Raw genomic sequence first — 14,376 nt, 5'->3', positions numbered from 1 at the left:
CCGCTGCCGTGCCGGTCGCGGCCACGAGCGGCGCGCAGGGTGGCGCGAGCGATGCCCCGGGTGCGGCCAAACCGAATGTCAAGCCGGCGAATGCGCCGCGCGATCCGGCCGTGCGCCGTGTGCGGCCGTGCGAGCAGGATGCCGCGTGCGAGCACGCGCTGTTCGACCTGAACCGCTATTACCAGAAGCTGCGCCGCAAGATGCCCGCGCATTCGGCCGCGACGCTCGTCCGCGCGCAGCGCGCGTGGGTCGGGTTCCGCGATGCGACGGCGCCGCTCGTCGGCGAGGACGGCCGCGTCGACCTGATCGGCGCGCGCATCGCGACGATGAAGCGGCTGTCGGAGACGGCCGGCAACAAGTAAGCGCAATCGTGAAGCCGATGGTTCGGCGACACGTCAAAAAGCAAAACGGGCACCCGAAGGTGCCCGTTTCTCATTGGGCGGCAGCGATTCATGCGGGCCGTTGCGGAGCGTGCCCGCCGAACCACGACGGCACGAGCGCGACCGCATTGTCGAGCGACGCGAGCACGTGCAGGCTCAGCGCGACGATTTCGGGCGTCGGCGCCTTCAGGTCGGGCACGGTGACGACCGATGCGCCCGCACCGGCGGCCGACTGCGCGCCGAAATCGCTGTCCTCGAACGCGACGCATGCGTGTGCCGGCACGCCGAGGCGTTCGGCCGCGAGCCGGTAGACGGCCGGATCGGGCTTGCCGCGCGCGACTTCGTCGCCGCCCGCGATCGCGCGGAAGAACGGCAGCACGCCGACCGCGTCGAGCCGCGCGCGGATCACGTCGCACGCGGACGACGACGCGACCGCGCACGGAATGCCGGCCTGCGCGAGCGTGTCGAGCAGCGCGAACGCGCCGGGCTTCAACGGAAACTTCGGATGCGGTTCGGGCGCCGCGAGCTGCTCGCGCACGCGGGTGCGCACCGCGTCGAACGTATCGGGGTGGCCGATCAGGCGCGCGAGGATGACCTGGCCCTCGGCGAACGAGCGGCCGACGATCTGCAGGTAGTCGGTGGTGGTCAGCGTGACGCCGTGCGCATTCGACACGTCGATCCACGTGTTCATGATGGTCCGCTCGGAATCGACGAGCAGGCCGTCCATGTCGAAAAGCGCGGCGGAAAAGGTCATCGGCGGCATTCGGGAAGCAGGGAAGGCGATGGGCGGCGCGACGGCCGCCCGAATGAAAAACGGACGCCAAAGGCGTCCGTCCGGAACAGCAGGCTTACTGGCCGAGCGCGGCGCGCGCCGCCTTGACCGCCGCGCGCACCTGGTCGGGCGCGGTGCCGCCCGGGTGGTTGCGGCTGGCGACCGAGCCCTCGAGCGTCAGGTAGCCGAACACGTCTTCGCCGATCAGGTGCGCGACGTTCGGCAGTTCCTGCTTCATCTCGTCGAGCGTCAGGTCGGCCAGGTCGATGCCGCGGTCGTCGCAGACCTTCACGGCGTGCGCGACGGCTTCGTGCGCATCGCGGAACGGCAGGCCGCGCTTCACGAGGTAGTCGGCGAGGTCGGTGGCGGTCGAGAAGCCCTGCAGCGCGGCCGCGCGCATCGCGTCCGGCTTCACGGTGATGCCGGCAACCATCTCGGCGAAGATCCGCAGCGTGTCGGCGACGGTGTCGACCGTGTCGAACAGCGGCTCCTTGTCTTCCTGGTTGTCCTTGTTGTACGCGAGCGGCTGGCCCTTCATCAGCGTCAGCAGCGCCATCAGGTGGCCGTTCACGCGGCCCGTCTTGCCGCGCGCGAGCTCGGGCACGTCCGGGTTCTTCTTCTGCGGCATGATCGAGCTGCCGGTGCAGAAGCGGTCGGCGATGTCGATGAAGCCGACGCGCGGGCTCATCCACAGCACGAGTTCTTCGGAGAAGCGCGACACGTGCGTCATCACGAGCGCGGAGGCGGCCGTGAATTCGATCGCGAAGTCGCGATCCGACACCGCGTCGAGCGAGTTCGCGCAGATACCGTCGAAGCCGAGCGTCTTCGCCACGGCGTGACGGTCGATCGGGTAGCTCGTGCCGGCGAGCGCGGCCGCGCCGAGCGGCAGGCGGTTCACGCGGGTGCGGCAGTCGCGCATGCGCTCCGCGTCGCGCGAGAACATCTCGACGTACGCGAGCAGGTGATGGCCGAACGTGACGGGCTGGGCGACCTGCAGGTGCGTGAAGCCCGGCATGATCGTGTCGGCGTTCTGTTCCGCGAGGTCGAGCAGCGCGCCGCGCAGGTCGTTCAGCAGGCCGCCGATGCGGTCGATCTCGCCGCGCAGCCACAGGCGGATGTCGGTCGCGACCTGGTCGTTACGCGAGCGGCCCGTATGCAGGCGCTTGCCGGCGTCGCCGATCAGCGCGGTCAGGCGCGCCTCGATGTTCAGGTGGACGTCTTCCAGGTCGAGCTGCCATTCGAATTCGCCGCGCTCGATCTCGCCCTTGATTTGCGCCATCCCGCGTTCGATCGCGGCCAGGTCGTCGGCGCTGATGATCTTCTGCGCGGCGAGCATGTTCGCATGCGCGAGCGAGCCGGCGATGTCGACGAGCGCGAGGCGCTTGTCGAAAAATACCGACGACGTGTAGCGCTTGACCAGCTCGGACATCGGTTCCGAGAAGCGGGCCGACCAGGCCTCGCCCTTTTTGTGCAGTTGGGACGTCATGGCGATTCTTCGAAGGGAGATTGAGCGGCGTGCGCCGCCGAGGAATCCGGTGATTTTAGCATTCGCGGCCGGGTGTCCGGCACAAGCCCGTCGGGGGCGGGAGCGGCGCGGGCGCTAGCGCGGCGAGCAGGTCAGCGGGCCGATCCGCGGCAGCGTGCCGTCGTCCGGCCGCCGGTACGCGAAGGCAACCGCGCAATCGTGGCCGTTGCCGGAGATTTCCAGGCGGTTGTGCTCGACGAGGCCGTCGACGAACGTGAGGCCGTCGTAGCCGACGATCGTGCGCTGGCCGTTCTCGACGTCGCGGACTTCGAGCCCCGGCGGCAGCGGCGTACCGTCGGGCGCGTGCAGGATGATCGACGCCGCGCTGTAGCGCGACACGGCGAAATGCGCGAGCACGCCGGAGCGCGCCTGCGGCACGACGTCGAGCGTCGTGTCGGCGATGCGCGCATCGGCCGGTAGCGTCGCACCATCGATCGCGACGCGATTGTTCTGATAGGCGTTCAGATCGGGCACGAGCAGGTAGCCGGCGCGGCTGGTCTCGCCGATCAGCCGGTTCTGGTGCAGCACGGGGACGCGTCCCGTATCGGTCGAGACGAGCGCGAAGCTGTCGTCGATGCGGCGCGCCGTCATCAGCCGGCCGTCCATCAGCACGAGCGCGCCGGTGACGTCGACCGACGCGTTGCCGCGCCCGCCGAACGACTGCGCGAGCAGCGTGACCTCGCCGGCGCGGCCGAGATACTGCAATTGACCCTGCCCGTAGCGCAGCGCGGCGCTGGTGCCCGCCTGCACGTTCCAGCCGAAGCCGCCGCCGTAGTCGGGCGGGCGCGTGGCGTTCACCGCGAAGGTCGATTCGCCGTTTTGCCGGCCCGCGCTGGCCGAGACCGATGTGTTGCCGCCGAGGCCGATGCTCAGGCTCGCGAAGAAGCCGCGCGTGTCGCGCTGCCGGAAATCCTGGAACGCGCTGACGGTCAGCGAGGTCAGCATGCCGAGATTGACGAGGTACGCGATCGAGCCGATGCGCGATGCATCGATGCCCGGGTACTTGAGGCCGAGATAGCTGAACGACAGCGTCTGTGCGCGCATGAACGGAAACGACACCGTGACGCGGTCCGAAGCACTCGACACCGGGATCCCTTCGCGCGCACCGAGGTCGCCGTAGCCGCCGAATGCGCGCTGCGTCTGCGCGTCGATCGAGAAATGCGGCGTCACATACTGGTAGCCGAGGCCCACCTGCGCACCGGCGCTGCGCTGCGCGCTGACGGCCAGCGACGCGTTCGCGACGCCGCCGTTGCCGATGCGCGCGAGCACGCCCGCGCCAGCGTTGTAGACGCCGGTCGTCGCTTCCGCGTGCGCCTCGACGGTCAGCCGCTCGCTGATGCCGTAGCGCAGCGAGCCGCTCGCCGCCGGTGTGTGTGCGTAGTCGAACGAGGTGATGCCGTACGCGCGTCGCAGGAAGCCTGCCTCGACCGAATAGCTCGCGAGGCCCGGCGCGAGCAGGCGCGTATCGATGTACAGCGGGATCGACGTCGACACCGAGCGGCCCAGCGCGTCGCGCGTGACGACCGTGGCGTTGCCCGCGCCGGTGATGCCCGGCACGCTGTTGATCACGAACGGCCCGCCCGGCACGTCGCCGCTGAACTGGCGCACGTTGTTCACGTACAGGTCGACCGAAGTCGGCACGACCGCGCTGCCGGACAGCGCCGGCACCGGGAACGTCACGAGATCGGGACGCAGGCCGAAGTTGCTGCGCCATTGCACGCCGCCGATGCGCAGCGAGCGCGTCCACGACAGCGACGACGAGATCGTGTCGCCGAACTGCGTGGTCGTGAGCGTCGCCGGGTTCGAGCGCGTCCACGACGTGTCGTAGCGCAGGTAGCGCTGGCGATCGTCGTACAGGTATGCGATGCCGTGGCATCGTTCTTCGCCGCGCCGGACGAATCGTCGGGGCGCTCGCGCGCATCGGGCGGCGTGCGGCTGTTGCGTTCGTCGTCTTTCTGCGGCGCTCGCGACGATGGCGGCGTGCCCGCATGGCGCCGGTGCCGCAGCACGGCGTCGGCCACACGCTCCACATGCGACACCGTCACCGCAGCGGCCTGCTCCAGCGCGGCAAGCGCACGCGCCGCGCGAAGCATCACGAGGTCGGCCCGCAGCCCGTCGACGGCCGCGTCGATGCACAGCGCGCTGACGCGCGCATGGACTGCATCGTCGAAATCGAGCGCCGCGAGCCGTGCGCGCGCCGCGTGAATCCGGTCGCCGAGCTCGCGTTGCGCGGATGCATGACGCGTGCGGAACGCGTCCGGATCGAGATCGAACGCAAGCCGCGCCTTCACGATCCGCTCGCGTTGTGCGGCGTCGAAACAGTTCTCCAGTTCGACCATCAAACCGAAGCGGTCGAGCAGTTGCGGACGCAGCTCGCCCTCCTCCGGATTCATCGTCCCGATGAGCACGAAGCGCGCATCGTGCGCGTGCGACACGCCATCGCGCTCGACGATGTTCACGCCGCTCGCGGCGACGTCGAGCAGCGTATCGACGAGCCCGTCGGCGAGCAGGTTCACTTCGTCGACGTACAGCACGCCGAGATGCGCGCGCGCGAGCAGGCCCGGCCGGAAGCGCACGCCGTTTTCAGCGAGGGCATGCGCGAGGTCGAGCGTACCCGTCACCTGCTCGTCGCTCGCCGACAGCGGCAGCGTGACGAACTGCCCTTCGGGCAGCAGCTCCGCGAGGCCACGCGCCGCGGTCGATTTCGCGGTGCCGCGCGGCCCGCTCACGAGCACGCCGCCCAGCGACGGGTCGATCGCGGCGAGCAGCAGCGCCTGCTGCAGCGCATCCTGTGCGACGAGCGCCGCAAACGGAAAGACCGCGCGGGCGCGGTGCGTCGTCGGATCGGTCATCGCCGTCCCCCTTCCTGGAGTTGTTCGCTCGCGAGCCAGACCGCTTCGATCCGTTCGCGATAGTCGCCCGGCTGCTGCCACAGGCCACGCTGCATCGCCTCGACGAAGCGTTCGCAGATGCCATGCAGCGCCTTCGGATTGTGCCGTTCGAGGAACGCGCGGGTGGCGTCGTCGAACAGGTATGCGTCCGCGACGAGCGCGTACTGGTGGTCGGACACCACGCGCGCGGTCGCGTCATAGCCGTACAGGTAGTCGACAGTCGCCGCCAGCTCGGCCGCGCCCTTGTAGCCGTGGCGCTTCACGCCGTCGAGCCATTTCGGGTTGACGACGCGCGAGCGGATCACGCGCGCGATTTCCTCGCGCAGCGTGCGCATTTTCGGCGCGACCGGGTTCGCGTGGTCGCCGTGGTAGATGCTCGGCTGCTGCCCCGACAGATGCCGCACGGCGGCCGTCATCCCGCCCTGGAACTGGTAGTAGTCGTTCGAATCGAGGATGTCGTGCTCGCGGCTGTCCTGGTTCTGCACGACGACGTCGATCGTCGCGAGCCGCTCGCCGAACACGTCGGCTGCGGCATCGCCCGCGCTGTTCTGCGCGTACGCATGGCCGCCCCACTGGCGGTACGCATCGGCGAGAGCGTCGGTCTGCCAGCGGCGCTGGTCGATCAGGTCCTGCAGGCCCGCGCCGTAGCTGCCCGGCCGCGAGCCGAACACGCGCCAGCCGGCGCGGCGCCGCGCTTCGTCGGGTGCGACGCCCTGCGCGACCCATTTCTCGCGTTCGCGCTCGATGCGCGCGCGGATCGGGTTCAGTTCCTCGGGCTCGTCGAGTGCGGCCACTGCCTGCACGGCCGCGTCGAACAGGTGCATCAGGTTCGGGAACGCGTCGCGGAAGAAGCCCGATACGCGCAACGTCACATCGATGCGCGGCCGGTCGAAGATCTCGATCGGCAGGATCTCGAAGTCGGTCACGCGGTGGCTGCCGTGTGCCCATTTCGGCCGCACGCCGAGCAGCGCGAACGCCTGCGCGATGTCGTCGCCGCCGGTGCGCATCGTCGCCGTGCCCCAGACCGACAGGCCGATCGCGCGCGGATAGTCGCCGTGATCCTGCAGATGGCGCTCGATCAGTTGCTGCGCGGATTTCAGGCCAAGCGACCACGCGGCCTGCGTCGGCACCGCGCGCGTGTCGACCGAGTAGAAATTGCGGCCCGTGGGCAGCACGTCCGGGCGGCCGCGCGACGGCGAGCCGCTCGGCCCCGGCGGCACGAAGCGGCCGTCGAGCCCGCGCAGCAGCTGACGCATTTCCTCGCCGCCGCACGCGTCGAGCGCGGGCAGCAGCGTCGCGCGGACGCGCTCGATCACGGCGAGCGTGTGCGGCCAGTCGCCGGGAGGCGTCGCGTCGGTGTCCGTGTCGCCATCGTCGGCTGCACACAGCCCATCCAGCCATTGCTGCGCAAGCCGTTCTAGCCGCTCGCGCGTATCGCCCGCATGGCGCCACGGCGATGCGTCGAGCGCCTGCAGGATCGCCGGGCGCGGGCCAACCCACGGCGCGGCCCAGTCGGTCGCGAGCGGATCGAAGTCGTCGCCGAGCATCAGATCGCGCGCGAGCGCGCCGATCAGCCCCGCACGCAAGCCCTTGCCGTCGCCCACCGGAAAACGCGCGAGCGCGAGCAGCGTGTCGCGTCGCTGACGCTCGGCCGGCGACTCGCCGAACACGTGCAGTCCGTCGCGAATCTGCGCTTCCTTCAGTTCGCACAGCCACGCATCGACGCGCGTGAGCAGCGCATCCTCGTCGCCCGTATCGCGCGGCGGCGACACGCTCAGTTCATCGTGCAGCCGATGCTCGGCGATCGTCGCGAGGATTGTCTTGCGCAGCAGCTTCGCGCGCCGAGCGTCGACCATCAGCGCTTCGTAGTATTCGTCGACCTGCCGCTCGAGATCCTGCAGCGGGCCGTAGTTTTCCGCGCGCGTGAGCGGCGGCATCAGGTGATCGATGATCACGGCCTGCGCGCGGCGCTTCGCCTGGCTGCCCTCGCCCGGATCGTTGACGATGAACGGATACAGGTGCGGCAGCGGGCCGAGCGTCAGGTCGGGCCAGCACGCGTCGGACAGCGCGACGCTCTTGCCCGGCAGCCATTCGAGGTTGCCGTGCTTGCCGAGGTGGATGACCGCGTCGATGCGATACGCATCGCGCAGCCAGAAATAGAACGCGAGATACGCGTGCGGCGGCACGAGATCCGCGTCGTGGTAGCTCGCATAGTCGTTCTCGCCGCGCGAGCGCGACGGCTGGATGCCGACGAACACGTTGCCCGCGCGCCAGCCGGCGATCGTGAAACGCCCTTGCCGCAGCGTCGGGTCGGCTTCCGGCGGGCCCCAGCGTTCGTTCAGCGCATCGCGCACGGCCGCCGGCAGCCGCGCGAAACGCGCGACGTAGTCGGCCAGCGGGAAGCTCTGGAATGCGGGGCGCAGCGCATGCACGGCCGCGTCGTTGGTCACGCCTTCGGTGAGCCGCGCGATCAGCGCGTCGCCGTCAGGCGGCAGGTCGGCCACCGTGTAGCCCGCATCGCGCAGCGCCGCGAGCACGCGCAGCGCGGACGCCGGCGTGTCGAGCCCGACGCCGTTGCCGATCCGCCCTTCGCTTTGCGGATAGTTCGCGAGAATCAGCGCGACGCGCTTGTCGTCGTTGTCGAGCGTGCGCAGCCGGCACCAGCCGCGCGCGAGCGCCGCGACGAACGCGATCCGCTCGGCGTCCGGCTGGTAGCGCACGACGTCGACCTCGGTGAGCGGGCAGCGGTACGCGAGCCCCTTGAAGCTCACCGCGCGCGTGACAATGCGGCCGTCGACCTCGGGCAGCGCGATGTGCATCGCGATGTCGCGCGCATGCAGGCCCTGGTTGTCGGCCACCCACGCGTCGCGATTGCCGCCAGACAGGATCACCTGCAACACCGGCGCATCGCCGGCGAGCACGTCGTGTTCGGGGCTGTCGATCGCGCCGGCCGCGAACGCGGTCGTGTTCAGCACGAGCGCGACGTCGTGCGTGTCGCAGAGCTGCGTGATGACTTCGCGGCTCACCGCGTCCTTCAGCGACGTGACCGCGATCGGCAGCGGATTCAGCCCTTCCCCGATGAGCGCATCGGCCAGCGCATCGAACACGGCCGTGTTCGCGGCCTGCCAGTGCGCGCGGTAGAACAGGATCGCGACGACGGGCGCGCCGGGCGTCCAGCGCGGCCGCCAGTCGTCGACGCTCGCGCGGTCGCGCGCCGGGTGATACAGCGCCGCGGCCGGCAGCGGGCGCGGCAGCTCGGGTTCTTCGCCGAACCCGAGCGTGTGGAATGCAATGCTGCGCAGCAGCGCCTCGGCGTTGTGCACGCCGCCTTCACGCAGATAGCGCCACCACAGCCGGCACAGGTCGGGCGTGACGGTGCTCTTCGCGACGAGGTTCGGGTCTTCCTGCAGGTCGCCCGAGAACATCGCGAGTTGCTGCCTGCGCTTCGACGCGAGCGACACGGCTTGCTCGATCCCGTACGGCCAGTACGCCTCGCCGCCGAGATGATCGATCACGACCGACTTCGCATGCTGCAGCACGTCGTCGACGTAGAAATCGACCGACGCCGGTTGCCGCAGGAACGTGACGTTCGCGAGCCGCACGCTCGGGAAGCCGGCCGGCAGATGCGGCACGACGCTCGCGAGCAGCGACAGCGTCGTGTCGGCCGAGCTCAGGATCACGATGTCGGCCGGCTGCTGGTCGATCCGGACGACGCCCTGCGTATCGTCGACGAAGCCGCCCGGCGTGGTGCGCAGCAGATGCATCGTGCGTTACGCCTGTTGCAGCTCGGCCGCGCACGCGGCGTCGAACGCGCGTTGCAGCACGGCCGCGTCGAGATCCTCACCGATCAGCACGAAGCGGCTCGCGCGCGTTTCGCCGTCCTGCCAGCGACGGTCGAAATAGCTGTCGAAGCGGCGGCCGACACCCTGGATCACGAGCCGCATCGGCGCGCCGGGCAGCGCGGCGAAGCCTTTCGCGCGATAGATCGTGTGTGCTTCGACGACACGCTGCAGCGCGGCGATCGTCGCTTCGCGCGTGCCGGCGTCGCCCGATACGACCACCGAGTCGAAATCGTCGTGATGGTGATCGTGATCGCCGTCGTCGGCCGAGCCGTGATGGTCGTGACGCAGGTGGATCGTGTCTTCCGATGCCGATTCGAGGCCGAGCAGCATCGCAAGGTCGAGCTCGCCGCGCGTCGCGCGTACGATCTTCACCTGCGGCGGGATCTCGTCGCGGATCGCCGTTTCGATCTGCGCGAATTCCGCATCGCCGACGAGATCGGCCTTGTTCACGATCACGAGATCGGCGGACGACAGTTGATCGGCGAACAGTTCGTGCAGCGGCGACTCGTGGTCGAGGTTCGGATCGGCGCGGCGCTGCGCGTCGACGGCCTGCGGGTTTTCCGCGAACTGGCCGCTCGCGGCGGCCGGCCCGTCGACCACGGTCACGACTGCATCGACCGTGAAGCTGTTACGGATCGTCGGCCAGTTGAACGCCTGCACGAGCGGCTTCGGCAGCGCGAGGCCGGACGTCTCGATCAGCACGTGGTCGATGTCCGCGCGGCGTTCGACGAGCGCTTCCATCACCGGATAGAACTCTTCCTGCACGGTGCAGCACAGGCAGCCGTTCGCGAGCTCGTAGAGCTGGCCCGACGCTTCGCCCTGCGCGCCGTCGGCATCCTCGCAGCCGATGCCGCAGCCCTTGAGGATTTCGCCGTCGATGCCGAGCTCGCCGAATTCGTTGACGATCACCGCGATGCGGCGGCCTTCGGCGTGCTGCAGGATGTGGCGCATCAGCGTGGTCTTGCCGCTGCCGAGAAAGCCCGTGACGATCGTGACGGGAAGCTTGCGAAGGGTCATGGTAGGTCCTGTGTCGAAAATGGAATCAGGCCGGGATCGTCGCGTCGAGGGCGGCGTGGCAGTTCATCTGGCGGATCGCAGGCGTGCCGCCGCGCGGTCCGGACGGACAGTCGCGGGACAGGTGGAACGACGAAGCGGACATGGTGCTTCCTTGCGAACGGTCGACATCGTGAATGCCAACACGGCTGCCGCCGGCCCGGCGCGCGCCGCCTGCCGTTCGCTAGGCCGGCCGGCGCGGGTTCGCGCGGAGGCAGAGCGGCGGAGGAAGCGGGCAACACGCGGGCGTCGGGCCTGCTGCGGCCGTGGACGATGCGCCGCCTCCCCGCGGCGCTGAACCCCAATGTTTAGGCCGGTATCCGGGCTGACGAACACGCCGCTTCGCCTTCCCGGATGCGCGCGGCATCCAGTGGCGGTCGTCCGCATGCACGCGGCATGCGGCGAAGCGGCGTTGCGTGGCGCTTCTCGCGCGACGCGTTCGCTTACCGTTGCGGGGGCAGCACAGGTTGGCTCGACTGCGGCGCAGGCAGGCTCCCTGTTTCCCGTTTAACTGCGCGCACCGGAGCGGCGCGCGCGAGCACCAAAACGCGTGCGAGTGTAGGCGGCGCGGGCAAGAGCGTCAAGGCAGCGTCGGGGCCGGATGAGGTAGCGTCCAGGGACGGATGTGCAGACGATTGACGTGGCCGCGGAGATTTGTATACCGTCTTGTCCGGATGACGCCGTGTCGCCCAATTCAGGCAGCGCCTGACTGAACCGGCTGCATCGCCAGACTTCCATCGATTGGGGTTCGACATGAATGTCTCACGCATCGCACGCTACGGAATTGCGGCTCTGCTGATGCTCCAGCTTTCGATTGCGTTCGCGGCGGACTACCGGATCGAACGATGCGACAACCTGATCACGGTCGACCCATCCGGCAAGCGCGTGATCAAGGTCGATCTGTCGATCAAGTTGTTGACGGATGCGGCGATCGCCCGCTTCGGCCAGTATGTGCTGTCGTACAACGCACAGTTCTCGAAGGTCGACGTCAATTCGGCGCAGACGGTGCATGCCGACGGCTCGACGGTTTCGGTCGATGCTGCACAGGGCATCTTCGATCGTCCGGCACCCGTCGCGATCGCCGCGCCGCAATTCAGCGCGGAGCATTTGCGTATCGTCACGTTTCCCGCGCTCGCAAAAGGCGATTCGATCCGGCTGTCGTACACGTTGACCGACACCGACACGCTGTTTCCCGGCAAATTCAGCGTGCAGCTCTCGTTTCCGCCGATCGAGGACTATCGCTCGGCGAACGTCACGCTCGACACGCCGGACGACATGCCGGTCGCGATCGACGCGCGTGGCATGCATCAATCGGCCGACGCGTCCCGCGACGGACGCCGGATCCGTTCCTATCATTACGAAACGCCGCCGTCCGGCCCGCTCGACGAGCAAGCGAACACGGTGGCGTGGACGGATATCGGCCCCGTCTTCATCGCGAGCAACTTCTCCGGCTACGCGGAAATCGCCCACGCCTACCATATCCGTGCGTTCGATCAGCAGCAGGACGACGCGATCCGCCAGCTCGCAAATCAGTTGACCACCGGGATCGCGGATCGGCGCCAACAGGCGATGCGGCTGTACGCGTGGGTCGCACGCAACATCCGTTATGTCGGCGTGTATTTTGGCGCCGGGCCGGTCGTTCCGCATCGCGCCGACACGGTTCTCGCCAACCGCTACGGCGACTGCAAGGACCAGGCGACGCTGCTGTCCGCCCTGCTCGATGCAAAGGGCATCGAGAGCCATACCGTGTTGGTCAATCTCGGCAACCGCTATCGGTTGCCGGCCGTACCCGATGTGCTGACGTTCAATCATGCGATCGTATGGCTGCCGGAATTCGACGTGTTTGCCGACACCACGGTCGGCGTGCTGCCGTTCGGCGCACTGCAGTTCGAGGCGAGCGGCAAGCCCGCGCTCGACACCTCGACCGGCCAGTTGATCGTCACGCCGCCGCAGAACGGCCACAACAGCCGCTCATTGCTGGCCTATGCGGTCGAACTCGATCGTGACGGCAATGCGACGATGACGGGCGACATCACGCTCGACGGCCAGGAGGTCCAGCGGGCGCGCCAGATGTTCATCCACGTCCAGCCGAAGCGGCTTGCCGACGAGATGCTGCGCCGCTACGGCCTCGCGGGCGAGTTGCAGATGAGCCCGCGTCATCTCGACGACCTCGACCAGCCGTTCTCGATCGCATTGCACGGCGATCTGAACCAGTTGGCGCTGATGCCCGGCCCCGCGGCATTTGCGATCCCGTCGCTGCCCAACTTCGGTCAGATCCGGAGCTTCGCCGATTTCGTGCTCCAGGAGAAAAGCAAGGTATTTGAAGGCGTATGTGCTGGAACGCGGCTCGAGGAGCACTACCGGATCACGTTGCCGGCCGACGCCCACTTGCTCGCAATCCCGCCGGACGTCTCGGTACGAGTCGGGGAAATCGCCTATCAGTCCACTTATCACCGTAAAGGCCGGACCGTCGACGTGACGCGCGTGCTCGATCGCAACCTCGGCAGCAACGTGTGCAGCGGCGCGAAGCTCGCCGCGTGGGCAGACGCCGCGCGCAGCATCTCGAAGGATCTGAAGCGGCAGATCCTGTATCGCTAGGCGCGCGGCACGGGTGTTTCCCATCACGCTGATCCGATCGCGGAGAGCGCCGGACGCGCAGCCGTGCGCCGCAACGCCTGTGCTATCGTATGCGCCGCGTTCGGTGCTCGCATGCGCATTCCGCGCCTGCAGTTAAACGGGAAACAGGAGGCGGACCACCGCCCGGCCTGTGCTGTCCCCGCAACGGTACGCCGCCCGCGCGACGCGCTTCCCCGCGCACGCGCCCATGCCGCCCACGATGCCACTGCCCTTCAGCCGGGCGGGAAGGCTGCGGCCTGGCAAGCGGCCAGCCCGGATACCGGCCGACGCAAGGGGCGAGCCCGACGCTCGCCGAACGCCCGATCCGCGGGGGACGGATGGGGTGCGCATTCCGCCCGCGTCCGCGCGGGCTTCGCTCGATCCGTCATGCTTGACCTGTCTGCTGGCCGCCGCCGTGCCGCCCGCCTGCCCTGTTCCACTGTTACGACACGGTGCGCGCCGTGCCGCGCCCGATGAGCCGCGCGTGGCTGATCGGCGCCGGCCCCGGCGACGCCGACCTGCTGACGCTCAAGGCCGTCCACGCGATCGGCGCGGCGGACGTGCTGCTCGTCGACGATCTCGTGAACCCCGACGTGCTGCGCCATGCGCGCGCCGATGCGCACATCGAGCACGTCGGCAAGCGCGGCGGACATGCGTCGACACCGCAGGAGGCGATCGTCGCCGCGATGCTCGTGCATCTGCGCGCGGGCCGCAGCGTCGCGCGGCTCAAGGGCGGCGATCCGTTCGTGTTCGGCCGCGGCGGCGAGGAACTGGCCGCACTCGGCGCGGCGGGATTCCCGGTCGAGGTCGTGAACGGCGTCACCGCGGGCATCGCCGCGCCGGCCGCGATCGGCATTCCGGTCACGCAGCGCGGCGACGCGCAGGGCGTGATCTTCGTCACCGGTCACGGCGCGGGCGCCGACGAACCCGACTGGCGCGCGCTCGCGGCCACGCGCATGACGATCGTCATCTACATGGGCATCCGAAGGCTCGACGCGATTGCTGCGGCGCTGCGTGAAGGTGGCCTGCCCGGCGATACGCCGTGCGCGGCGATCGAGAACGCGACGCGCCCCGAACAGCGGCATGTGCTCGCGACGCTCGACACGCTCGTCGAACGCGTCGGCACGACCGGCATCGGTTCGCCGGCGATCGTCGTGATCGGCCGCGTCGCGGCGTTCGCCGACGATCCCGCGGTACGTGCCGCACTCGGCAGCGGCGCATGATGCGCGTCGCGCTCGGCGTCGGTTTCCGCGCAGGCGTGACGGCCGCGCAACTCGATGCCGCGATCCGCGCGGCT

The 14,376-nt window shown here is 69.2% G+C and carries 9 protein-coding genes, 1 pseudogene and 2 riboswitches; of the genes and pseudogenes, 4 read left to right on the top strand and 6 right to left on the bottom strand.

The window, feature by feature from the left end; all coding sequences use genetic code 11:
• A partial coding sequence (locus G3O00_RS31550; protein ID WP_206145338.1) for a lysozyme inhibitor LprI family protein occupies positions 1 to 362 on the top strand: 362 nt, incomplete at its 5' end.
• An 88-nt stretch (positions 363 to 450) separates the two neighbouring features.
• Here the strand turns inward: G3O00_RS31550 and G3O00_RS31545 are convergent.
• From G3O00_RS31545 to cobW, 6 genes are all read right to left on the bottom strand, one after another.
• Positions 451 to 1,134 carry an HAD family phosphatase gene (locus G3O00_RS31545; RefSeq protein WP_206145337.1) on the bottom strand — a complete coding sequence of 228 codons (684 nt, stop codon included), beginning with the start codon at positions 1,132 to 1,134 and terminating at the stop codon, positions 451 to 453.
• A gap of 94 nt (positions 1,135 to 1,228) precedes the next feature.
• A complete protein-coding gene (argH, locus tag G3O00_RS31540; RefSeq protein WP_011352879.1) occupies positions 1,229 to 2,638 on the bottom strand; it encodes an argininosuccinate lyase in 1,410 nt (469 codons plus the stop codon).
• 114 nt (positions 2,639 to 2,752) lie between these two features.
• On the bottom strand, positions 2,753 to 4,396 hold the full coding sequence (locus G3O00_RS44180) for a fimbria/pilus outer membrane usher protein (protein WP_346779012.1): 1,644 nt from the start codon (positions 4,394 to 4,396) through the stop codon (positions 2,753 to 2,755).
• Complete coding sequence (locus G3O00_RS31530; protein ID WP_241025423.1) at positions 4,354 to 5,529, bottom strand: ATP-binding protein; 1,176 nt, start codon at positions 5,527 to 5,529, stop codon at positions 4,354 to 4,356. The genes G3O00_RS44180 and G3O00_RS31530 overlap by 43 nt, the downstream gene beginning before the upstream one ends.
• The gene (cobN, locus tag G3O00_RS31525) at positions 5,526 to 9,332 is read right to left on the bottom strand and encodes a cobaltochelatase subunit CobN (RefSeq protein ID WP_206145336.1); all 3,807 of its coding nucleotides are present in this window, start codon (positions 9,330 to 9,332) and stop codon (positions 5,526 to 5,528) included. The genes G3O00_RS31530 and cobN overlap by 4 nt, the downstream gene beginning before the upstream one ends.
• 6 nt (positions 9,333 to 9,338) lie before the next feature.
• Positions 9,339 to 10,427, bottom strand: coding sequence for a cobalamin biosynthesis protein CobW (gene cobW, locus G3O00_RS31520; protein ID WP_206145335.1), 1,089 nt, complete (start codon positions 10,425 to 10,427; stop codon positions 9,339 to 9,341).
• A gap of 329 nt (positions 10,428 to 10,756) precedes the next feature.
• Positions 10,757 to 11,024: riboswitch (cobalamin riboswitch) on the bottom strand.
• A 237-nt stretch (positions 11,025 to 11,261) separates the two neighbouring features.
• Between cobW and G3O00_RS31515 the strand changes: the two genes are divergently transcribed.
• The 3 genes and pseudogenes from G3O00_RS31515 to G3O00_RS43550 all read left to right on the top strand — a co-directional run.
• On the top strand, positions 11,262 to 13,061 hold the full coding sequence (locus G3O00_RS31515; RefSeq protein ID WP_206145334.1) for a DUF3857 domain-containing protein: 1,800 nt from the start codon (positions 11,262 to 11,264) through the stop codon (positions 13,059 to 13,061).
• A gap of 84 nt (positions 13,062 to 13,145) precedes the next feature.
• A riboswitch (cobalamin riboswitch) is annotated at positions 13,146 to 13,383 on the top strand.
• Between the two features lie 169 nt (positions 13,384 to 13,552).
• A complete protein-coding gene (gene cobA, locus G3O00_RS31510; RefSeq protein ID WP_206145339.1) occupies positions 13,553 to 14,302 on the top strand; it encodes a uroporphyrinogen-III C-methyltransferase in 750 nt (249 codons plus the stop codon).
• Positions 14,299 to 14,376, top strand: a pseudogene (locus G3O00_RS43550) (cobalamin biosynthesis protein CbiG); the annotation flags it as partial. The gene cobA and the pseudogene G3O00_RS43550, both read left to right, overlap by 4 nt.

This window comes from Burkholderia sp. Ac-20384 (genome assembly GCF_017104605.1).
GTDB classification, from domain to species: Bacteria; Pseudomonadota; Gammaproteobacteria; order Burkholderiales; family Burkholderiaceae; genus Burkholderia; species Burkholderia lata.
The sequence above is the reverse complement of the archived record's forward strand: the minus strand, read 5'-3'. Positions and strand labels throughout refer to the sequence as shown.